The sequence below is a fragment of the Streptomyces sp. URMC 124 genome (genome assembly GCF_051386455.1).
GTDB lineage: Bacteria > Actinomycetota > Actinomycetes > Streptomycetales > Streptomycetaceae > Streptomyces.
Genome location: NZ_JBPQTS010000003.1, coordinates 72,307 through 93,604 on the forward strand (window position 1 = coordinate 72,307; position 21,298 = coordinate 93,604).

Below are 21,298 nucleotides of genomic sequence, written 5' to 3' on the forward strand. Positions count from 1 at the left end.
GAGGGCGGCCCCTTTGGCCCTTATCGACAGCGCCGCGATCGTCGCGGCAGGCGGCTACATCTACATAGCGGACCCGGACAAGGCCAAGCCCGCGTCCATCACCGACCCACTCAACCCCGGCGCCGGCTGGGAATCCATCGGCCACACGTCGCTGGACGAGCTCCCGGAGTTCGGGCGTGACGGCGATGACCCGGAGATCAAGGGGAGCTGGCAGAACCAGAAGCTCCGCGCGACCACGCCGGACGTGACGTACTCCGTCACCTTCCAGTCCATCCAGTCCACGGCGCTGACCTACCAGCTCTACTTTGGTGCGGGCCCTGGCGCGGTCCAGGCGGACAAGAGCTTCCGTATCCCGGCCGTGCCCACGCCCCAGGTGAAGGCCCTCCTGGTGATCCTCGTGGACGGCACGCGCTACCTGCCCCTGTGGCACCCCCGCGTGTCCCTCCTCGGCTCGGACGCCATCTCCATGGAGTCGGACGGCTTCGTCACCTACCCCATCACGGGCACCTTCCTCGGCTCCTCCGCCATCGGTAACGCGATCGGCGAGTGGGCCCAGATCGAGGCGCCGGCCGCGCCGTAACCCCGCGTTGAGCGCCCTCGCGCTCCGCCTCTTCCCCTCCCGCCCGGACGGTCCCCCGGGCGGGAGGTCCTTTCTTGCCCCGGGACCGTTAACGACTTTGGGGACCACACCACATGGCACTTTCCTGCGCTGCCCTCATGGCCGAGGCCACCTCCGAGTACACCGGTCTTGACCTGGAGACCCGGTCCGGCAAGACCGTCCATCTCCGCAACATCCTGATGCTGTCGGACAAGGGCCTGGCCTCCGCCCGGGTCATCCTGGGCCGCCTCGGCGACTCCAAGACCGAGGACCTGGAGGACCTGGAGACCCTGGTCCCGCAGATCCGGGACCTTCTTCTCCTGGTGGCCGACGACTCCCAGGCCCTGGCCACGGAGATGGAGGACTGGCCGCTGGGCATGACGCTGCGCGTCGTGGACGCCTGGCAGGAGGAGACCCAGGCGGGGGAAGCGCCGGGCTCGGACAGCTAATCGCCGACGGACACGGCACCGCCCTGCGTGCAGACCTCCAGCGCATCTACGGCCTGGACCTCGCCGACGTGTGGCGCGGAACGCTCGCCCCTCGCCGTGTCTGGCACCTGTCTGAGCACCTGCCGGAGGATGCCGCACTGACGGCGTCCCTCGCCGGAGGACCAGAACACCGGGGCTGGACTCTCCAGACCCACCTCCTGGCCCATCTCCTCAACGCCGTCCGGTTCGCGGACGCCAACAACGTACGGGTGAGCGGCGGGCGACTGAAACGGGATCCGACTCCCGTGGAGCCCCCGGCCGTCCAGGCGGACAAGCCCAAGCGGCGCCGCCTTGACCTCTCGAACCACCCCCTTGCATTCGACCTTCCGACCAACTCCAGGGGGTGATCCGTGGCCGGTCCCGGCGGCCAGGAACGCGGACGTATCTCGATCCGCGTCCTTCCCGACACGTCGAACTTCGGCGTTTCCCTCCAGCGGTACCTAGACCGCATCGAAAAGCGCGCCCGCGTCCAGGTCCAGGCGGTACCGGACCTCAGCGGCTTCCGTGAACGCCTGGCCGCGCAGCTGGCCCGCGTCCGCGCCCGGGTCAAGGTCTACGTGGACCCGGACCTGAGTTCCTTCCGGGGCACCCTCCGTGAACGGCTCCAGGGCGCGAATGCCGCCCTGGCCATTCGTCTGGAGGTCAACGAGCGCGAGATTGCCCGGCTCCGTCGGGAGCTGGCCAGCATCGAACCGCCCGTCACCATCCGGGCCCAGATCGACGCCGACCGGGACAGCCTTGCGCGGCTGTCTCAGCGGATGTCGAACATGGGCGACGGCTCCGGCGGGGCCGCTCGCGGAGTCCTGGCCCTAGTCGGCTCCCTGGGCCGACTGGCCACGATGGCCTCCGCCGTTCCGGCCGTGGCCGGCATCGGGTCGTCCATCGCCGCGATGGCCCCGGCGGCAGCCCTCGCCGCGCCCGCCATCCTGACGCTTGCCTCTGCCGGCGCAGCCCTGAAGATCGGGCTTTCCGGGGTCGGCGACGCTCTGAAAGGCGACGCGGAGGCCATGGCCAAACTGGCCCCGGCCGCCCGCGACTTCGTCACCCAGGCCAAGGAGCTTGCTCCTGCTTGGGACAAGGTCAAGAAGTCCGTCCAGGGCGCCCTCTTCGAGGACTTGGGCGACACGCTCACCAAGACGGCCACGTCCGTGCTGCCGGTCTTGAAGACCGGGCTCACCGGGGCGGCCTCGGCCCTGAACCTCATGGGCCGGGACGTGCTCCTCACGGCGGCGGGCCTCTCGTCGTCCGGAGCCCTGGGCGAGGCCCTGGGCAGCGCGACCACGGGCCTGAAGAACATGAGCGCCCTCCCAGCGGTCATGCTCCAGGGCCTGGTCCAGCTCGGGGCCGCCTCCGCCCCGATCTTCGACCGGATGACGGCCCGCATGGGCCAGGGCCTGGAGGGCCTGTCCGAGCGGATGGCGCGAGCGTTCAACTCGGGCCAGATGCGGGCCTCCATCGAGTCCGCCGTCCAAGTCGCCAAGACCTTCGGCGGCGTCATCAGCAACGTTGCCGCGACACTGGGCAACGTCTTCCATCCAGCTGTCGCGGCCGGCGGGGGAGCCCTTCAGGTCCTGTCGGATCTGGCGGCCATGGCGGCCAAGGTCACCGCGACGCCGGAGGCCCAAGCCACCTTCCAGGCTCTGTTCGAGACCGTGTCGGCCGTCGGCCGCGCCGTCTCGACTGTCCTCGGTGCCGCGCTCCAGGCCGCGCTTCCGCTGGTCCAGACCCTCGTCACGACCCTGGCCGGACCCCTCCAGGGCGCCGTCCAGACGATCGCCCCTGCCTTCGCCCAGCTCGCGGCCAGCTTGGGCACTGCCCTTGCCCCCGTCGTCAAGATCGTCAGCCAGGCGCTTGCCGCCATCCTGCCGATCGCGGCCCAGCTGATTGCCCAACTCGCCAGTGGGCTAGGCCCAGTTCTCGTTCTCGTCGGCGGTCTGCTGGCCCAAATCGCGTCCGTTTTGCTGGCTGCGCTCCAGCCAATTCTTGCGCAACTTCCGGCGATTCTCGGGCCAATTCTGGCGGTCGTCTCCGCCCTGCTTCCGATTTTCGTTCAGATCGCGAGCCAGCTTATTTCTGCGCTGGCCCCTGCTCTGATCAAAATCGGGGTCGCCTTCGGGCAACTCCTGGTTGCCGTCGGCCCGTTGATCACTGCGATAGGCCAGCTGTTGGCTGGTGCCTTTCGAATTCTCATGCCGGTGATTACGGTAGTAATCGGGATCGTTGCCAGGGTTGCGTCCGCATTCGCCGATTTCGCGGCCCGCTACATCACGGGCATCGTGATTCCGGCAATCCAGATGATCGCGCGGCTTTTCCGTGGCGACTTCTCCGGAGCGCTGAACGCTGCCAAGGCCGTGGTATCAAATTTCGGCTCCCTTATCGGATCGGTTTTCTCTAAAATCCGCTCCGTCGTGAGTTCTGGCGTCTCGGCAGTGATCGGCTACTTCGGGAACATGGCGTCTCGTGCCTGGTCATATGTGGTCTCCATGGGCTCCAACGTGGCGTCGGCGGCCCGGTCGGCTATGTCTTCCATGGGATCCAGCATTTCCAGCGGAGTGAGTTCCGCTGTTGGATTCCTGCGCGGCCTTCCAGGGCAGGCGCGATCGGCGGTCGGAAACCTCGGTTCCGTCCTCGTGGGTGCAGGGCGGAGCCTGATTCAGGGATTTATCAATGGAATCCAGGGCATGGTGGGGTCCCTTCGAAGCAAGCTCGGCGAAATCACGAGCATGCTCCCTGATTGGAAGGGTCCGGCGAAGCTGGACGCCCGAATCCTGACCCCGAATGGTCGCCTCCTCATGGAGGGATTCATGGACGGAATCCAGGACCGGGTGCCGACCCTGAAGAGGCAACTCGGTGGAATCACCGGGGAGCTTCCGGTCATGGTCGGGAGTCGCGCTGTTGTGGCTCAGACGGCACCAAGTAGGCCCGGTCCTTCGTGGGGTGGCGGGGCGTCTATCAACATTGATCACTTTCACGCTGGCGATATGGAGCCTGCCCAGGTGGCGCGTGAACTCGACTGGCTCATGAAGGCCCGGGGGTGAAGTGCCAGAGATAAGCAGCAGGGCCGGGGAACTGGTCACCCAGGACGGGCAGATCCAATACGGGGGTCTCCTCCTGGGCGAGGCCACGGAGTACGTGGGCGAACAGCTCACCGGCTGGGATGACCTCCCGGACCTGGACTCCGCGATGGTCCTCCGGCCCACTCAGCACGGCGGGTGGCCTGGCCAACTCCTGGCCGGGAAGCGAGTCCTTCAGTTCGACTTCATGATCCTGCCGGACACGGTGGCGCGGTTCCCGTCGCTCCTGGCGGACCTCCGCCGGGCGACGGCCCCCACCCAGCGGGAGAAGGACCTGGTGGTCCAGCTGGCCGGCACCAAGCGGGCCATGCGCGGGAGGGTCGTGAAGAGGGCCCTCCCCGCAGACCGCCGGTACACCCGTGGTGAGCCGTACGGCTCCGTGGTGTGGGAGTGCTCCGACCCCCGCCGGTACGAGGTCCAGGAGACCCGGATGACCTCCGGGCTACCGGCCCCGGAACCCGGCCTGAACTGGACCGGCGGCCTGGACTACCCCCTGGAGTGGGGAGTGGACGGCAGCACGGGCAACCTCGTGGCCAACAACGCCGGGGAGGCCCCGACCCACCCCATCGTGGAGATCCGGGGCCCCGTGGTCCGCCCGACGCTCCTCCAGATCACAAGCGGCCGACGGCTCGAATACGACATCACGCTGTCGGAGTCGGATGTCCTGCGCATCGACTGTGCAGAGGGGACGGCCGTCCTCAACGACACCGCGTCACGGCTCTACACCGTGACTTCCCGCAGTGCGCCGGAGCAGACGTTCACGCTCGAACCCAGCGTGACCGCCTTGGCGTTCCGGGCTGCGCCCGGTTTCTACGACCCCCTTGCCTCCGTCACCGTGCGGTGGCGCTCGGCATTCTGGTGAGAGGCAACATTGACTGTTCGTAGTGGATGGCTGGTCAACAGGGACGCCCAGGGCGGCGGGCAGACCCGGGCGGACACCCGCCTGGTGCCCGTCGGCACGTGGACCCCACAGACGGAACTGACCTCACGGGGCGGCATCGTCCCCGGCGGCACGCCGTTCGCGCTGACGTCGGCCGGCGCGATGCAGTGCACCATCGGCACCGGGCGGGCCCTGATCACCGGCAGCACGGTGCAGGGCTCGTACCCCGTCGCCGTCACGGAGCCGGAGACCCTGACCATCGCGGACGGCGACGCGCAGTACCCGCGTAAGGACTCCATCATCCTGCGCGTCTACGACACGGCGTATGACGGCTCCGGCCAGACCACGGCAGCGCTCATGGTCGTGCAGGGCACCCCAGCGGCCAATCCCACGGCCCCGGTGGCCTCCGGCACGGCGGAGAAGCTGTACGAGATCTTGGTCCCGGCCGGGACGTCCGCCGGTACGGGCGGCATCAACTGGGCAACAGGCGTGAGTGACCGGCGACGGACCACCGTGTCCATGGGCGGCATTCAGGCCGGCGGGTGGAGCCTCGGATACACCGGCTCCTACACGGGCCAGTACCGCGACAACGGCAGCGGCCTGGAGCGCTGGAACGGCACCGCCTGGTCTGCCTACCCGGCCGTGCCCCAGTGGAAGAGCTTTACCCCGGTGTGGGGCGCGGAGAACGGGGCCCAGCCCACCCTCGGCAACGGTACCCTGACCTGCCGCTACCTCGACCTGGGCAGCGTGGTCCACTTCCGCACGGAGCTGGTGATCGGCTCTACCACCTCCTGGGGCGGGACAGGGCAGAACGGCCAGTGGTTCGTGACCCTTCCTGTCCCGTGCGCCTCCGGGTGGGCCGGGAACGCGGCGTCCCGCGCGCGACTGAACGCCGGGTACTACACGGGGACAGCGGACATCACCACGTACGCCGGACCGCCCGGCGGCGTCGTCGGCCGCTGGAACTTTCCGATGAAGTCGGGAGACCCGACCGGCGCATGGGCAGACGCCGATGACCCGGAACCCCCGGTTGCCGGGTCTTGGTATCGCTTCTGGGGAGCGTACGAGCGTGCCTGACCTGTACCCGAACTGGGCGGCCCTGGAAGCCGCGGAGACTTACGGCACGGACTACCGCCTGGAGGTCCGCCCCACCCCGTCCCGCGTCTCCCACCTCGCCATCCACGGCGGAGGCATCGAGGCCGGAACCACCGAACTGGCCTCCGCCGTGGCCAGTGCGGCCGGCGGACAGTTCTACTCCATGGTGGGCCTGAAGCCCTCCGACAACGGGTCGCTGCACATCACGTCGACCAACTACGACGAGCCCCAGGCCCTGGCCCTCCAGGCCCGGGTGGCCTACACCGTGAGCTATCACGGCCTGTCCGGCACGACCCCGGTCACGCACATGGGTGGCGCGGACACCGAGTACGCCGCCCGTATCGGCCGTGCCCTGGAGGGCGCGGGTTTCGCCGTGGAGTATGGCACGGCGGAGGAGGTCGACGGCGACGACCCGGAGAACGTCGCCAACCGCAATGTGCGGGGCGCCGGCGTCCAGCTGGAGATCACCCGCGCCCAGCGGGCGGCCTTCTTCCCCGATGGGGATCTGTCGCGCGCCACGCGGGAGTCCGGCCAGAGAACCCCCGAGTTCTACCGGTACGTGGAGGCCGTCCGGTCCGTTGTGGCCCCGCTGGACGCGGGAGTCGTCCCGGACTCGGGTCTGGACTGGGGCCTGGAGGAACCGGACCTCCCGCTGACGGCGTACCGGTTTCTGTTCACGGACCTGCGCACGGACCAGCTCCTGGACGCGCTCCCCGTCCAGCGGGTCACCTTCGACGACTACATAGGCAAGGTGGGCAGCCTCCGAGGAACGATCGCCGTACCGGACGAAGCCATGGCGGCGCGCATCAAGGCCGCCGTGGTCCCGGGCCGGACGGCTCTGTGGGTGGAGCGCGGCGATTCCCTGTGGTGGGGCGGCATCGTCTGGACGATGACCCAGGCCGTGGACGACCGAGGCGCGGCGAGTGTCGACGTCCAGGCGGCCACCTTTGACAGCTACCTGGACCGCCGGGTCATCGACAAGACGCAGACGTACACCCAGGCGGATCAACTGGCCATTGCTCGCGGCCTCGCCGGGTACGTGGCGTCCCTGGACGGCGGGGACATCGGCCTCCGCCTGGACACCCGGACATCCGGAGTGCTGCGGGACCGTACGTACGTGGCGGCGGACGTCACCCGCGTGCGGGAGGCCCTGGACGCCCTGGCCAGTGTGGAGGGCGGGTTCGAGTGGCACACCCGCGTCTACCGCGACCCGATCACGGGAGCGCGAAGCAAGCGGCTCGAATTCGGCTCGCCCACGATCACGGCCGGTGCCACTCCGGTCATGCTCACCTACCCGGGGAACGTGCTCACGTACTCCATACCGACGGACGGCACGGGCCTGGCAAACACCTGGCAGTCCAGGGGCGCCACCGTCAACACGGACGTCTCGGCAGAGGCCCGACCGCTTCTGTCCACCGCATGGGTCTACCCGGACAAGCTGGCCGCCGGCTGGCCCCGCCTGGACGGGACCAGCGACTACAACACCGTGACAGACAAGGCCACCCTGGACACCCACGCCAAGGCCGACCTGGCCCGCGCCCGTGACGTGGTCACCATCCCGTCCATCCGCGTGCGCCTGGACGGCGAGATCACCCCGGCCCTCCTCGGCGCGAGCGTCCGCCTCCGCGTGGTCGACGTGTGGCACCCGGAAGGCATGGACGCCGCGTACCGCGTGGTGGGCATGCGAGTCGACCCGGCGGAACGGGGCCGGGAAGAGAGCGCCGAACTGTACCTGGAGGCAGCGGCCTAGTGGCGACCATCCCCCGAGACATCACGGACCGCATCCGAGACCTGGAGCGCCAGGTCCGGGAGCTGACCAGCGCTGCCAACCGCGCACCCGCTCAGACCACGATCAAGTCCGGGCCCGTGGTCGTGAGCGGCCCCGGCTCCCTGGACGTCGTAGACGACACCGGCCGCCTACGGGCACGCATCGGTGTCCAGGGAGCCAAGACCGTCCAGGTATGGGACGCGTCGGGAACTCTCTTGTTCTCGCAGTGACTTGGCGCCTGCAGGGCGCCCGCAGAACCCCATGAACCACGGCCCCGCCGGGCGTATTCGGCGGGGCCTTTCGACACCCAGGAGAAGCACATGAGCGGCAGCGCAGCCGACGTCATCCGCATAGCCCGAGCAGAGATCGGCTACCGCGAGGGATGCAGCGGAGGCCACTGGAACAACCAGGAGAAGTACGCCCACGCGGTGCCCGGCCTCGGCTGGGTGAGCGACGACGGCGAACCGTGGTGCGCGGTCTTCTGCTCCTGGGTCGCTCTCCAGGCCGGCGTGGCGGACCTCTTCCCCCGCACGGCGTCTGTGTGGCAGGCCATGAACTGGTTCGACACCCGGGGCCGGTACTCCGCGTACCCGGCGATCGGCGCACAGGCGATCTTCGGGAAGTCGGCCAGCACCCACACGGGCATCGTCGTGGCGTACGACACCGACACGATCACGTGTGTGGAGGGCAACACCAACGACGACGGGAGCCCCGAGGGCAACGGGGTCTACCTGCGGCGCCACCAGCGCCGTGACTCCTATGTCCACGGCTACGGCCTCCCGCAGTACGGCGAGGGCGTGACCACGGCGGACCCTGCCCTGAAGGGGAAGACCGGGTTCACGTACAAGGAGACGGCGTCCGGCCCCGCCTCCAGTGGCTCCCACGCGGGCCCAAGCAAGAGCAAGACGGTAGTGGTCAAGGCGGGCCAGACCCTCGCCAAGATCGCGGCCACTGCCGGTGTCTCCCTCGCAGCGCTCCTGGCCGCCAACCCCCAGATCACGGACCCCGACGTCATCCACCCCGGTGACACCGTCACCGTGCCGGAGACCAGCACGCCCGCCCCGGCCAAGCCGGTGGTCCGCCTCTCGCACGTGATCAAGGCCGCGACCACGGACCCGGACCTGGCCCAGGGCGGGACCACCTATCCGGCGGACGTGAAGCCGGTGGAGGCGGCCCTGAAGGCGGAGGGCCTGCTGTCCTCGCGCTACGCCGCCGACGGTTCGTTCGGCTCGACCACGGTCGACGCGTACGCGGACTGGCAGCGCCGTTGCGGTGTCGGCGGCCCGTACGACGGCATCCCTGGCATCGCCTCGCTGCGGCTCCTGGGCGAGCAGCACGGATTCACCGTGGAGGGGTAAGCGCATGAGCGAGCGTGACCACCTGGGCGTCGTCACCGTCGGCGCCCGGGAGATCTATGACGAACTGGTGGCCATGCGCGAGGACGTGCGCTCCCTCTCGCAGACTCACGAAGGGGTAGCCACCACCCTGGCCGATCACGAGGACCGTATCCGGGGCCTGGAGCGCTGGCGGTACGCCCTTCCCGTGGCGGCCGTGACCTCCGCCGGCACCCTGATCACGGCGGTTGTGAAGGTCATGTAACGGCCCCCAGTGGATGGCGTGGACGAACGATTCCGCCATCAGGAGGGCTCATGGCCACCGCTCCTCACATCGCGCTCACTGGCAAGTCTGGAGTAGGCAAGGACACCGTGGGCGCCATGCTGACCCATCGCGGATACACCCGCCTGGCGTTCGCCGACGAACTCCGCCGGGCAGCCATCCGCCTGGACCCCTACATCCCCCTCGCCCACGCCCGGGTCAGCGTCCGCCTGTCGGACCTCATCCGACGCGTGGGCTGGAGATCGGCCAAGGACGAGTTCCCGGAGGTCCGGCGGGTGCTCCAGGAGTACGGCCAGTCCGTGCGGGACCTGGACCCGGACTTCTGGGTCCGGCCCGTCCAGGCCCAGGTCCGCCAGGGGACGCAATGGAACATGCCGTGCGTGATCACCGATGTGCGCTACCGCACCGAGGTAGACGCGCTCCGGGCGGAAGGCGCCGTGATCGTCCGCGTGGAACGACCGGGTGCGGGCCTGAGCGGCGACGCCGCACGGCACGCCTCGGAGGTGGAGCTGGACGGCCTGGAGCCGGACTACGCGCTCTGCAATGACGGCGGCCTGGCGGACCTCGCCCTGGCCGTCCGTGACCTGTATCGACAGCTTGGAGGCTGAGTGTTTGATCTTCTCCGCACCTTCGTGCGGGACAACCCGGTCCGCGTCCGCGCGGCCCTCGGCGCGCTCCTGGTCCTCGCGGGCCGCTACGTGCCGGGCCTGGCGGACCTCGCGGTGAATGACACCGTCGTGGACACTGCGACCGTGGTCCTGGTGCTCCTCCTCGGAGAGAGCGCGTCCCGCAAGGTAGGAGCGAAGTACAGCCCGGCGGAACTCCCGCCGGAGTCGGTCGGTAACGGTACCGGCCGGTAAAGCTACGGGCCCCGCACGTCGGAACGAATGTTCCGGCGGAGCGGGGCCCATTTGCTTTTTGTGTTCATAGTGTTTACCTGAAGTTCAGAACCCGCGCGGGTTCATCCATGCTACGGTCCACTGTCAAGATCAATACGGAGGACGAGATGCCCCAGGGTGCGCGAATCATCGCAGCGATCGAAACGGCCTGGGACGTCCTGAGGGAACAACACCCGGAGCTTCCGGTCGTCTACGTGACCGTGGACGTGGCAGGCGCCCGCCACAACCTGGCCTACCCCGTGGGCCTGGAAGCGGACATGAAGCCCGAGCTTCCCATCCACAAGGACACCCTGGCCGCAGGCTCCCGGGCGATCTTGGAAAGCCTCCTCCACGTGGCGACCCATGCCCTGTGCCACGCCCGTGGGATCTCCGAGACCGCCAACCGAGGCCGGCGCCACAATCGACGTTTCGCGGACGTTGCGGAGGAGCTGGGCATGGCCTGGCCCGAGGGCGAGCCCCCGCACACGAGCCGGGGCTTCTCTCCCGTGCCGATCACTCCAGAGGCCGTGGAGAAGTACGCGCCGCTGATGGAGGCCCTGGACAAGACCCTTAAGGGAGTCGACCTGAACGCTCTCCAGGCTCCGCCCAAGGCTGGGTCGGGATCCCGCCTCACCCTTCAGTGCGGGTGCGTCCCCGCGCGTACCTTCCAGATCGGCCGACGGGTCGCGGCGGTGGGCCCGATCATGTGCGGTGTGTGCGGCAAGGAGTTCACGGAGAAGTAGGCCCCCGTCAGGCCGTGGGCGATAGCGTTGTGGTCCACCATCGGAGGGACCAGGGGAGAGGCGACGGTGGCTGAGCCAGCGAAGTACCAGCAGATCGCGGAAGACATCCGCCAGGAAATCCAGACGGGCAAGCGCGCGGCGGGGGCCGCGTTCGACCTGGTGGCGCTGAAGGAGAAGTACGGCACCACCAAGGCCACCCTGGGGAAAGCGCTCGGAGTCCTGGCCGGCGAGGGCATGGTCCGGTGGGACGGGGATACCGCGACCGTCCCAGCGGCCACCGTCGAGATGGGGTCGGCGGCGGAACTGGTGGCCCGGATTCAGGCCCGGACGGAGGAGAGGGAAGCCGAGGCCGAAGAGGTGGCTGTCCGGGGAGTTCCTTCCATCCCAGGCGTCCGGGTGATCACCCAAGAGCTGGACCCGGAGGCGGAACGCGCCCTCAAGCGGGAAGACGTCGCCAAGGCGTTCCAGGAGAGCAAGGAGCTTGCCCAAGCATGGATCGCGGCGGAGGGTCAGGCCACCGAGGCAAAGCGGGCTTTGTCCCACAAGCTCATGGACCTCCGGGAGATGTTCATCTTCAGGGGCCATCCGGACTGGAACGGGCAGTCCAAGACCTACCAGATGCTGGTGGCCCTCCTCTACACAGACCTGGGCGTGGATAAGAACGGCCAGCGGGCCGTCCTTCACCATCTGGAAGACCGGAAGCGCGAGCGTGTTCCAAAGGCTCTGTGGTCCAGGTTCGGGGTGGAGGAGCTGACCCGGGGCCAGCGCAACAGCCTGGAGAAGAAGACGGCCCAGGCTCTCACCAGCGTTGCCGAGACGACCAAGGCCACCGCCAGCCAGGTGGCCAAGGGCAAGGCCACCGGCAGCCAGCTGGTGACGCTCGCCAAGCACATCGACCGGGGCATTGCAGTGTTCTCCCCGGCGGCGCTGGGCGTCATGACCCCGAAGCAGCTCGATGCCTTCGTGAACGAGATGACGGCCGCCCGTGAGCAGGCAGACAAGCTCATCCAGGAAGCGAAGGACCGCCTGAGCGAATAGCCCCACGCCCTCACTCTGAGGCCCCGTTCCATCACGGAACGGGGCCTTTCCGCGTTTCAGGGGGCAAGAAAAGTGCCCTTGCCTCCTTCTTTCCTGACGTCGTGCTGAGAAAGAAGGGCTGTAGGGCACTTTTCTTGCCCCCGGGCCCGGTCGTCACGTGCCCCAGTGGATGCCTCCGTAAGCGAGAGAGCGCGGCCCCTTGGGGGCCGTGGAGCGAGCGGAGCGGCCTGTGGCAGCACTCAACACGATTCAGCGCGGCGGGAGTCGCTTCTACGTGGACCCGGAGAGCGGGGCCAAAGCCCCCGGCGTGACCTCCATCCTGGGCATGCTCCCGAAGGGCTTCCTGCAGTTCTGGGCCGCCAAGATGGTGGCGGAATCCGCGGTCGACAACATCGGCCCTCTCGTCGGCCTGGCCATGACCGACCGCGCGGGCGCCATCGACTACTTGAAGGGCGCGCCCCGGCGGTTCACCAAGCAGGCCGCCGATATCGGCAGCGACGCCCACGACGTCTTCGAGCGCCTGGCGCGCGGTGAGACCGTGGCGCGCGTTCACCCGGACCTCCGCGCCTACGCCGATCACTTCCGGGAGTTTCTGGACCAGATCCAGCCGGCGTTCCTGTTCCTTGAAGATGCGGTCTGGAGCGACAGGCACAACTACGCAGGCAGCTTCGACGCCATCGCCCGTATCGGCGGGGAGACGGTCGTCCTGGACTGGAAGACCACACGGTCCGGCGTCCATGAGGAGGTAGCCCTCCAGCTGTCGGCCTACGCGAACGCTGACCGCATCGTCCGCGCCGACACAGGGGAGTCCGTCCCCGTGCCGGCCATCGACGCGGCCGCCGTCCTCCACGTGCGCCCCGAGGGCTGGAAGCTGGTCCCCGTCCGCCACACGCCGGAACTCTTCCAGGTGTTCCTCCACCTTCGGGCCGTCTTCGACTGGGAGCGGGAGATGAAGCGCGGCGTCATCGGCCGCCCGGTGGCCTCGGGCGGCGAACTGGTCACCGGTACGCAGCGGCGCGCGTAGCGGGCTGGGGGCCTGTCACGGCCCCCAGTGGATGGTCTTAGCGAGAGGCCCGGAGGCCAAGCCCCGGGCCTTTCTGCTGCTCAATCCAAGCGACTCCCAAGAGGAGAGACAGCAACGTGGCCCGCACTCTGCGCGTGTTCGACAACGACCCCCAGGCCCGCCCCAAGGTCTTCACCTCCGACTTTGTTGGTCGGTTCCGTGCCGGGCAGCAGCTCAACGGGCGCCCCGTCGCCCTGCGGGCGTGGCGCATCACCACCGGGGATCCGGAGGTTGGCAAGGCGGTGGCCCAGCTGTACGGCGGCACTCCGGTGGAGTGGGAGACCACCAAGGAGGACAGCCTGGAGGTCCTGACGGACGCCGACGCCATCAAGGTGGTGGTGGACGGCCCCGACGCCGTGAGCTTCCGCATGGCCCTGTACGGCATGACCGGCAAGCCGATCCATGCGTGTGACGGCGTCGAATTCATCGACACGGAGGACCCGCGCGCGGGCCAGCCGTGCGGCTGCCCGCAGACGCTCCAGGAGCGCAAGGCCGTCGCCAAGGCCGGCCACGGACCCAAGCCGGACCAGCGCATCACCTTCCGCCTGGCCGATGACCCGGAGCTGGGCCGCTTCCGGCTCATGACCGGGAGCTGGGAGTTCATGAAGTCCATTGAGACCGTGTGGCGGGAGTTGGAGGCCGTCGGCGGTCCGGCCCTGTGCACGCTCGCCCTGGAGCTGGTCGAGTTCACCACCAAGAGCGGCATTGACGTCAGCTACCGAAAGCCCGTCCTCAAGGTCCACGGCCGTGTCCCAGAGGACATAGACGCGGCCCTCCCGCCCCTGTCCCGGGTCGATGACGCGCCGTTCTAACCCCCCTTCCCTAAGCGGCGGGGCCCCGGTTGAGGCCCCCACCTTTAGGCGTTGCCAAGACCATTCCAGGAACTGAGGAGAGACAGCCATGGGCAAGCGCGGGAACATCAGCGACTTCACCGGGGCGGAGATCCGGGAAGGGGACACCGTCGTGTACGCGGCCCGCCGTGGCAACGGCGTCCGCATGACGGAGGCCGTCGTGGAGCGCACTTACACCGAGCAGTACAAGGGCCGGACAATCCCGATGCTGAAGGTCCGCCCGACCGGTCGGGAATCTGGGTTCGTCAAGCGGTCGGTGTTCCGCACGGAGACCATCGTGGCGGAGCACGTCGCCGTCACGATACCGGCGGAGGTGGCCACCCCCAGCGGTCGTGAGGTGCTGGCTTGAGTAACACCAACAAGACCAAGGGGACGGCCTGGGAGCGGGCGGTCCGGCACTACCTGAATGCCGCGCTGGGCCAGTACGTGGACCACTGGAAGGACGCCGCGTACCCCTGGCGAGACCCGCACGACCCGGGCAACGTCACCAGGCCCGCCCAGACGGGCGCCAAGGACGTGGGGGACCTCCACGCCCGGCCGTTCGTCCTGGAGTGCAAGGCAGAGAAGTCCATCCGCCTGGCCGACTACGTCCGCCAGGCCAACAGGGAAGCCACGCACGCGGGGTTCCCGTACGGCGTGGCCATCGTCAAGGCCCCCCGCCGGCGTGTGGAGGACGCATACGCGGTCATGGACCTGGTGACGTTCGGGCGCGTGCTCCAGGCCCTGCGCGATCTCGACTGACGACCCCGAGCGGGCGTGTCACGGACCCCAGTGGAAGGGGTTCGAGACACGCCCGCTTTTTGCGTTGGGAGAGACGACGTGCGTAAGGACTTTGCCCAGTTCCTGGCCCGCTTCCCGGAGGTGGTGGAGGAACGCGGGGAGTACGGCGTCCCCTGCCCCGTCCACGACGACCACCGGCCCTCGCTCTTCTTCCGACTGAAGGAGGACGGCCGGATCCTGGTCCGGTGCTGGGCCGGGTGCGAGCGGGACGCCATCCTGGCTGCCCTGGGCATGCGGGCGTCCGACCTGTTCGACTGGACACCCGGCGAGGGCGTGACGGCGTCGGCCAAGCCCGTGCCCGGGGACCTGGACCCCGGCTCCCTGGCTGCCCTGGCGCTGTACGTGGACACCACGAACCTGGCCTTCATGGACGCCCCGGGCGACCTGGCCCGCTCGTACGTCCTGGACCGGTTCGGGCTGGACGCCGAGCGCGCGGCGGACCTGGGCCTGGGCGTCGACGCGCCCGGCACGGACAGCCAGTTCCGGTACCGGTCCACCGAGTACCAGCGCTACCCCCGCCTGACGGTCCCCCTGAACGACTTCGCCGGCCGCCCTCGCGGCCTCCAAGGCCGGGACCTGTCCGGGCACTGCCCGGCCCGGTGGCTGTCCATCGTCTCCCCGGAGGGGAGCGCCTGGGCCAAGTACGGGGTTTACCGCGCTAACAGCGGCTACGACACGGTCTTGGTCACCGAGGGCCCCGGTGATGCCTTGACGGCCGTCGCCGCCGGGTACGACTCCGTAGCGATCCGAGGCGCAGGCTTGGCCCGCAACGCCGCTCTGGTAGCGGAGCTGGCGGCGGGCCTTGGGGACCGCGATGTGGTGATAGCGGGCGACAGAGATAACGCTGGCGTTCAGTTCACGGACGCCTTGGCGGACGCCCTGACCAGCGCCGGAGTGATGGTCCGGCGCCTGGAGATCCCGCACGCCGGGGACGACCTGACCGACTGGAGAGCCAGGGACCCGCAGCAGTTCCCCGGCCAGCTCCACGCCGCCGTACGCCGGGCACCACTCCACGTTCTGGAACCGGTTCAGTCAGAACATGTTCTGACTGAACTGGAGTTGGATACTGCCGAGCCGCTCCCGCTGTCGGACCTAGGCAACGCGGAGCGCCTTTTCCGCCAGCTGGGAGGCCACGTCCGCATGGTGCCGGGGGCCGGGGTCTTCAAGTGGAGTGGCCGTCACTGGCGCCAGGTCCCCACAGAGGCGCTGTACGCCGACGTTCGCACGGTAGTGCGCAGCATGGCGGGCGAGGCCGGGCACGACCCGGCGGCCCTGTCCAAGCATGTGATGCGGTCGCAGGAGTCATCCAAGGTCAAGGGCATGGTGGACATGCTGGCGTCCATACCCGGGGTGTACGCCACGGTAGACGCCTTCGACGCCCAGCCGGACCTCTTGGCGTTCCGCAATGCTGTGGTGGACTTGCGGACCGGCCAGGCCCGGCCGCACGACCCCGGCGACATGAACACGTTCTTCGTTGACGTCGACTACAACCCGCAGGCTCAGGCGCCCCGGTGGGAACGGTTCCTCAGTGAGTGCCACCCGGGGCACGCGGAAATGCCTGCCTTCCTCCAGATGCTCACCGGGTACGGCATCACGGGGTACGGCGTGGAACGGATCTTCGTGATGCACGTTGGGCCCACCACAAACGGGAAGACCAGTTTCACGGCGGCCATTGAGGATGTGTTCCGGGCGGCCGTCAAGCGCGCGGATGCATCGCTGTTCCAGCGCAGGAAGGAGAGCGGCGGCCCGCGTGCGGACGTCGTCAGCCTCCGGGGCCGGCGGCTGGTCATCTCCTCGGAGTGGCCCGCGAACATGCCGCTTGACCAGGCGTTGATGAAGGCCGTTACCGGAGACCAGACGATCACGGCCCGAGGCGTGTACGCGAAGTCAGAGATCACGTTCCGCCCGGTGTGCCTGGTCCAGGTGGACACCAACTACGTCCCCGACGTCGACGCGACCGACGCCGCGTTGTGGCAGCGCGTACGTGTCATCCCGTGGGAGCAGGACTTCCGGGGGCGCGAGGACCGCCACCTCCAGGCGACCCTCCGCCAGGAGCGGGAGGGCATCGCGGCCTGGGCCGTGCGCGGGGCTGTGTCTTGGTTCCGAGAGTACGAAGCCGGGCGGGGCCTGGCGTTCCCGGAGGCCGTGGAGCGGAGGACCGCGCACTACCGCGACAGCTCCCACCCGCTCAGCGGCTTCATCGGGGAGGAGTACGAGGTCCAGGAGGGCGCGCACGTTCCCCGGACCGACACCTGGGACCGGTACCGGTCATGGGTGGAGGAGTGCGGCATCCGCCACCCCATGACCCGCAACAAGTTCTACGACGCGCTCAGGACCTTCCCGGGCGTGCGAGAGGCCAAGGTGAACGGCCACCGCGTCCTGGCGAACCTCGCGGACTGCCGCACGCTGTCACGCGGCCCAGTGGATGGAGGTACGGCAGACATATTCGGCCAGGCCAGAGCGGTCTAGGCATGCACAGGGGGTCGGCCCGTCTCGGGTCGGCCCCCTTTCGCATGCCCGGACCCGGTGCCGGCCAGGACCGGGAGGCACCCCATGCAGACGTACCGCCACACCCTGGCGGGGGACCAGACGACCATCCACGCCCTGGAGACGGAGGACGACGTCCGGACGGCGCGGGAGTGGCTGACGACGACACAGCCACGGTCGCTCGCGCTGGACACCGAGACCACGGGCCTGGACACCTTCTCCCCGAGCCACCGCCTCCGGACCGTGCAGTACGGCACCGGTGACGTGGCGTGGGTCGTCCCCGTGGAGCGGGGCCCGGCTTTCGAGGAACTGGCCCGGACGGTGGTCACCAAGTGCCCGGAACTGGTGATCCACAACGCGGCCTATGACCTCCTGGTCCTCGACCGCCACGGCGTGGCTCCGCTGGAGACGATTGCGCCCCGGGTCCGGGACACCAAGATCCTTGCCCACCTGTGCGACTCCCGGCAGGACTACGAGGGCGGCGTAGGAATCAGCCTTAAGCCCCTGTCCGCTTGGTACGTCGACCCGTCGGCCCCGGACACCCAGGCGGGCCTTACCGCCACCTTCCGGTCCTACGGGCTCACCAAGGCCACCGGCTGGGCGGCTATCCCGTACAAGGACGAGATGTACCAGCGCTACGCCGGGTTGGACGTGTTGCTCACGGCGCGGCTCCGGCCCTATCTGGAACGGGAGCTGGAGCGGCACGGCATCCCGGACACGCTGGTGGAGTTCGAACACCGGCTCATGGCCATCTGCGCGGGCATGGAGCGGCGCGGCATGCTCTTGGACGTCCCGTACACGGAGGGCTTGGCCAACCGCCTGGAGGCGGACGCCGCCCTGTACGCGGAGCGCGCGGCGCGGTACGGCGTGGAGAACCTGAACTCCACGGCCCAGGTCGCGGAGGCTCTGCTGGGCATGGGGGAGGAGCTGACGGAGCGCACCCCGTCCGGCGCCTGGAAGGTGGACAAGGGCGTCTTGCTGGACCTGGCGGACCTGGATGGGCAGTGGCAGCCGCGTGAGACGCGTCGGCCGAACCCCTTGGCGGAGGCTGTCCTGAGGTCCAAGAGGGCGTCGAAGTGGCGCACGTCGTACGCCCTGGCCATGCTCGCCAACCGCGACGCGAACGACCGTATCCATCCGAAGATCAACACGCTGGGGGCCAAGACGGGTAGGGCCTCGGTGTCGGACCCCCCGCTCCAACAGCTCCCGTCGAAGGGGTGGGAGATCCGGCGGGCGATTGTCGCCGAGCCCGGTCACGTCTTCTTCAGCGTGGACCAGTCTTCCGTGGAGCTGGTGGTCCTGGCGGCCCTGTCCCAGGAGCCGAGCATGTGCCAGGCCATCCGCGACGGCCGGAACCTTCACGACCACACGGCGACCCTCATGTTCGGCCAGGGGTTCACCAAGCACCAGCGTGGTCTGGCCAAGATCGCCGGTCTTGGCACGTCCTACCAGGGCGGCGCGGCCACGCTGGCCAAGATGACGGGGCTGGAGGAGTCCGTCATGAGGGACACCCTGAACCGGTACGCGAGGGCCTACCCCGGCATAAAGAGGTGGGCCCGCGGCCTCCAGTCCCACGCCCTGCGCAACGGGTGTGAGCTCCGGACGCCCTCCGGCCGGCGCCTGGTCCTGGACCGCGACCGCCTGTACAAGGGTGTGGCCTACATGTGCCAGTCGACGGCGCGGGACACGATGGGGCAAGCCCTTATCGACCTGGAGGAAAAGGGCCTGACTCGACATCTGGCGCTCTGGGTGCATGACGAGGTCCTGGGCACGGCGCCGGAGGCAGAGGCCGCCGACCTCGCCCGGGAGGTGGCCGAAACCGTCCGCATGGACCTCTTCGGCGTGCCCATCGGCACGGACGCCGAGGTCTACGGCCCGACCTGGGCAGGGGGCTACGGCCTGCCTGCCGAATGGGCCGTCAGATAGTGCAGCTCTAGCGCCTGAAGGATGACCGGAAGTCATCCTTCAGGCGTACATCGACCCCCGCCCATGCGACGGGAGTAGGCAGTCATTGAAAGTTGCATGATCACCATGGACAACTCGCGCGGGTTCATGTTCTATGGGGCCAGTCAACTTGCGGAGCACCAAGCTCCGGAATGGGGGGCCAGGACATGGGCGTCAAGAGCACGCGCCAGGGTTTCATGGTCCTTCACGGCGTCCGCTGGGTGACCACCCTCGCAGCCTTCCGGGCAATGACCCGAGGCCGATGGAGAACCGCCCAGCGACAGACGTTGTCCCGCTTGCGGGAGGACCTGGCCGCCGCGCCCTGTGGGCCGGTGGCGGACATCTACCGGGCACTGATTGCCCTGGTGGAGACAGCAGCGCGGTGGCTGACCCGCACGTACCGGGCAGTCCTCCAGCGCGACACGGCGAACACCGCCGCCTTCTGGGCCGTCACGTCGGCCCCTTCCTGTCTGACGCCGCGCGAACACGGGCGATGCGTCCTGGCGGAACTCTCCGCCACCTCTGCTCAGTGCCATAACTGAGCCCACCCCCTTCTGTGCACCCGTAGCGGACGGCCGTCACTCCAGGCCAGTCCGACGGCACCTCGCACCCAAAACGCCTGACGGACGGCCGTAACCCCTGGCCGCGCCGACGGCACCCCACACCCAAATTCGCATCACGCGGGCCCATCGGGTCGCGCGGCGATACCTCACACCCAAATACGCCTAGCGCGGGCCCAGTTGGTCACGCGGCGATACCTCACACCCACACCCCCAGTCAGAACATGTTCTGACTCCCCCCGCCCCAGGGATTTCTAGGCCCGCTCATTCGAACAAGCGTGCGAGCTCCGCCCTTGTCACGGCCCCCAGTGGATGCCCCCGAGCCGGCCCCCCGGGGCCCTTCCAAGGGAGACATCCAATGCTTCACGCTGCCCTGATTCGTGCTGCCCAAAACGGCGACGCGGACGCAAAGGCCCAGGTCATAGAGGGTCTGGAAGGGATGATCTACCGCCTGGCGGAGAAGCGCATGGTGCACACGCCGGACAAGAGCTCGGGTTACGGGGACAAGCTGGAGGACCTCCGCCAGGAAGGCCGCGTGGCAGTCCTGGAAGCGCTGGCCAGCTACGACCCGGAGGGCGGGGCCAAGTTCAGCACGTACGCCCACCACCGCATTCAGGGCGCCATCTGGGACGGTGCCAACACCCGGGGAACCACGAGCATTTCGGCCGATGCGGTTGCCACGTTCAAGGCGTGCCTGGGCATCGTCGGCGCTGACTGGGAGGCGGCGGAGTACCTGGTGACGGTTCTCCCTGGCCCTGGCCACCGGCTGAGCCCGGCGGCGGCGCACCTGGTCCGCCTGGCGATGGAGGGCGCGGAATCCCTGGACGCACCCGTGGCCGGAGAAGAAACGATTCTCCTCGGCGAGACGCTGGTGGACCCTTACAGCTACGGCGTCCCGGACGACCCGGTGCAGGCTGGCGACCTGGCCCGCCGGGACCGTGAGCGCAAGCGCGTCCTGGCCCACGCGCTCCTGGCGCACCTGCACGGCAACGCAGACCGCATCGTTCGCATGGTCTACGGGTTCGACCCGGAGCCCCACCTGTACGCCGGTTACGACTCCAACGGCCTCCCCGTCCCCGACCACGCGGAGATAGCGGCAGCCCTGGGCATCACGGTGGCCACCTCCCGCCAGACCCTCAAGCGCGCGCTGGACTGTCTCCGCGCTGTCGTGGAGACGCTGGAGCTCGACCAGGACCAGGAGCTGGCGGCATGAGGGGCCTGGAGCTGGCACCAGAGGAGCGCGTCCAGATCATCCGACTGGACGCCCAGCTCCTGGAGTTCATCGTGATCAACCCCGCCGGGGAGGTCACGGCCACTGTCCGCATGACGACGGAACGAGCGGCGCGATTGGGAGTGATCGCGCGGTGACCACCGCCACCAGGAGGGACCGGGCGGAGCGGTGGGGGCCACGGAGGCACCCATCCCGCCCGGCCC

Annotated in this window: 21 protein-coding genes; all 21 read left to right on the forward strand. The window is 68.9% G+C overall.

The features are described from left to right. Positions 1-13: 13 nt before the first annotated feature. Positions 14-580 carry a hypothetical protein gene (locus ACSNOG_RS01350; protein WP_436750617.1) on the forward strand — a complete coding sequence of 189 codons (567 nt, stop codon included), beginning with the start codon at positions 14-16 and terminating at the stop codon, positions 578-580. A gap of 137 nt (positions 581-717) precedes the next feature. Beyond that, on the forward strand, positions 718-1,047 hold the full coding sequence (locus ACSNOG_RS01355) for a phage tail assembly protein (protein ID WP_436750618.1): 330 nt from the start codon (positions 718-720) through the stop codon (positions 1,045-1,047). Positions 1,048-1,436: 389 nt separating this feature from the next. Then, entirely contained in the window at positions 1,437-4,124 is a 2,688-nt protein-coding gene (locus ACSNOG_RS01360; RefSeq protein ID WP_436750619.1) for a phage tail protein, read from the forward strand. Position 4,125: 1 nt separating this feature from the next. Continuing rightward, positions 4,126-5,022: a phage distal tail protein gene (locus ACSNOG_RS01365; protein WP_436750620.1), complete on the forward strand. Its 897-nt coding sequence runs from the start codon at positions 4,126-4,128 to the stop codon at positions 5,020-5,022. Positions 5,023-5,031: 9 nt separating this feature from the next. Further along, complete coding sequence (locus ACSNOG_RS01370; protein WP_436750621.1) at positions 5,032-6,117, forward strand: hypothetical protein; 1,086 nt, start codon at positions 5,032-5,034, stop codon at positions 6,115-6,117. Then, entirely contained in the window at positions 6,110-7,885 is a 1,776-nt protein-coding gene (locus ACSNOG_RS01375; RefSeq protein WP_436750622.1) for a poly-gamma-glutamate hydrolase family protein, read from the forward strand. Before ACSNOG_RS01370 ends, ACSNOG_RS01375 begins: the two co-directional genes overlap by 8 nt. Continuing rightward, positions 7,885-8,133: a hypothetical protein gene (locus ACSNOG_RS01380; protein ID WP_436750623.1), complete on the forward strand. Its 249-nt coding sequence runs from the start codon at positions 7,885-7,887 to the stop codon at positions 8,131-8,133. Before ACSNOG_RS01375 ends, ACSNOG_RS01380 begins: the two co-directional genes overlap by 1 nt. Positions 8,134-8,223: 90 nt before the next feature. Then, the gene (locus tag ACSNOG_RS01385; protein WP_436750624.1) at positions 8,224-9,261 is read left to right on the forward strand and encodes a LysM peptidoglycan-binding domain-containing protein; all 1,038 of its coding nucleotides are present in this window, start codon (positions 8,224-8,226) and stop codon (positions 9,259-9,261) included. 4 nt (positions 9,262-9,265) lie between these two features. Beyond that, entirely contained in the window at positions 9,266-9,502 is a 237-nt protein-coding gene (locus ACSNOG_RS01390; protein ID WP_436750625.1) for a hypothetical protein, read from the forward strand. A 50-nt stretch (positions 9,503-9,552) separates the two neighbouring features. After that, entirely contained in the window at positions 9,553-10,128 is a 576-nt protein-coding gene (locus tag ACSNOG_RS01395) for a hypothetical protein (RefSeq protein ID WP_436750626.1), read from the forward strand. After that, positions 10,129-10,380 carry a hypothetical protein gene (locus ACSNOG_RS01400; protein ID WP_436750627.1) on the forward strand — a complete coding sequence of 84 codons (252 nt, stop codon included), beginning with the start codon at positions 10,129-10,131 and terminating at the stop codon, positions 10,378-10,380. It begins immediately after the preceding gene. A 107-nt stretch (positions 10,381-10,487) separates the two neighbouring features. Next, entirely contained in the window at positions 10,488-11,141 is a 654-nt protein-coding gene (locus tag ACSNOG_RS01405; protein WP_436750628.1) for a hypothetical protein, read from the forward strand. A gap of 66 nt (positions 11,142-11,207) precedes the next feature. Continuing rightward, the gene (locus ACSNOG_RS01410; RefSeq protein WP_436750629.1) at positions 11,208-12,179 is read left to right on the forward strand and encodes a GntR family transcriptional regulator; all 972 of its coding nucleotides are present in this window, start codon (positions 11,208-11,210) and stop codon (positions 12,177-12,179) included. A gap of 229 nt (positions 12,180-12,408) precedes the next feature. Beyond that, positions 12,409-13,203 carry a hypothetical protein gene (locus tag ACSNOG_RS01415; RefSeq protein ID WP_436750630.1) on the forward strand — a complete coding sequence of 265 codons (795 nt, stop codon included), beginning with the start codon at positions 12,409-12,411 and terminating at the stop codon, positions 13,201-13,203. A gap of 116 nt (positions 13,204-13,319) precedes the next feature. Beyond that, positions 13,320-14,054 (forward strand): recombination directionality factor, encoded by a 735-nt coding sequence (locus ACSNOG_RS01420; protein ID WP_436750631.1) that lies wholly within the window; start codon positions 13,320-13,322, stop codon positions 14,052-14,054. A gap of 88 nt (positions 14,055-14,142) precedes the next feature. Next, the gene (locus tag ACSNOG_RS01425) at positions 14,143-14,442 is read left to right on the forward strand and encodes a hypothetical protein (RefSeq protein ID WP_436750632.1); all 300 of its coding nucleotides are present in this window, start codon (positions 14,143-14,145) and stop codon (positions 14,440-14,442) included. Continuing rightward, a complete protein-coding gene (locus ACSNOG_RS01430; protein WP_436750633.1) occupies positions 14,439-14,834 on the forward strand; it encodes a hypothetical protein in 396 nt (131 codons plus the stop codon). Before ACSNOG_RS01425 ends, ACSNOG_RS01430 begins: the two co-directional genes overlap by 4 nt. A gap of 120 nt (positions 14,835-14,954) precedes the next feature. Beyond that, positions 14,955-17,342 carry a phage/plasmid primase, P4 family gene (locus ACSNOG_RS01435; RefSeq protein WP_436750634.1) on the forward strand — a complete coding sequence of 796 codons (2,388 nt, stop codon included), beginning with the start codon at positions 14,955-14,957 and terminating at the stop codon, positions 17,340-17,342. An 84-nt stretch (positions 17,343-17,426) separates the two neighbouring features. Further along, complete coding sequence (locus ACSNOG_RS01440) at positions 17,427-19,286, forward strand: DNA polymerase (RefSeq protein ID WP_436750635.1); 1,860 nt, start codon at positions 17,427-17,429, stop codon at positions 19,284-19,286. 936 nt (positions 19,287-20,222) lie between these two features. Continuing rightward, on the forward strand, positions 20,223-21,077 hold the full coding sequence (locus tag ACSNOG_RS01445) for a sigma-70 family RNA polymerase sigma factor (RefSeq protein ID WP_436750636.1): 855 nt from the start codon (positions 20,223-20,225) through the stop codon (positions 21,075-21,077). Then, positions 21,074-21,232, forward strand: a complete 159-nt coding sequence (locus tag ACSNOG_RS01450; RefSeq protein ID WP_436750637.1) for a hypothetical protein — start codon at positions 21,074-21,076, stop codon at positions 21,230-21,232. The genes ACSNOG_RS01445 and ACSNOG_RS01450 overlap by 4 nt, the downstream gene beginning before the upstream one ends. Positions 21,233-21,298 lie beyond the last annotated feature (66 nt).

Bases quoted from the DNA above. Each gene is read 5' to 3' on its own strand.
- ACSNOG_RS01355 (WP_436750618.1), top strand. From the start codon at position 718: ATGGCCGAGGCCACCTCCGAGTACACCGGTCTTGACCTGGAGACCCGG.
- ACSNOG_RS01450 (WP_436750637.1), top strand. From the start codon at position 21,074: ATGAGGGGCCTGGAGCTGGCACCAGAGGAGCGCGTCCAGATCATCCGA.
- ACSNOG_RS01445 (WP_436750636.1), top strand. From the start codon at position 20,223: ATGCTTCACGCTGCCCTGATTCGTGCTGCCCAAAACGGCGACGCGGAC.
- ACSNOG_RS01425 (WP_436750632.1), top strand. From the start codon at position 14,143: ATGGGCAAGCGCGGGAACATCAGCGACTTCACCGGGGCGGAGATCCGG.
- ACSNOG_RS01390 (WP_436750625.1), top strand. From the start codon at position 9,266: ATGAGCGAGCGTGACCACCTGGGCGTCGTCACCGTCGGCGCCCGGGAG.
- ACSNOG_RS01405 (WP_436750628.1), top strand. From the start codon at position 10,488: ATGCTACGGTCCACTGTCAAGATCAATACGGAGGACGAGATGCCCCAG.
- ACSNOG_RS01385 (WP_436750624.1), top strand. From the start codon at position 8,224: ATGAGCGGCAGCGCAGCCGACGTCATCCGCATAGCCCGAGCAGAGATC.
- ACSNOG_RS01440 (WP_436750635.1), top strand. From the start codon at position 17,427: ATGCAGACGTACCGCCACACCCTGGCGGGGGACCAGACGACCATCCAC.
- ACSNOG_RS01395 (WP_436750626.1), top strand. From the start codon at position 9,553: ATGGCCACCGCTCCTCACATCGCGCTCACTGGCAAGTCTGGAGTAGGC.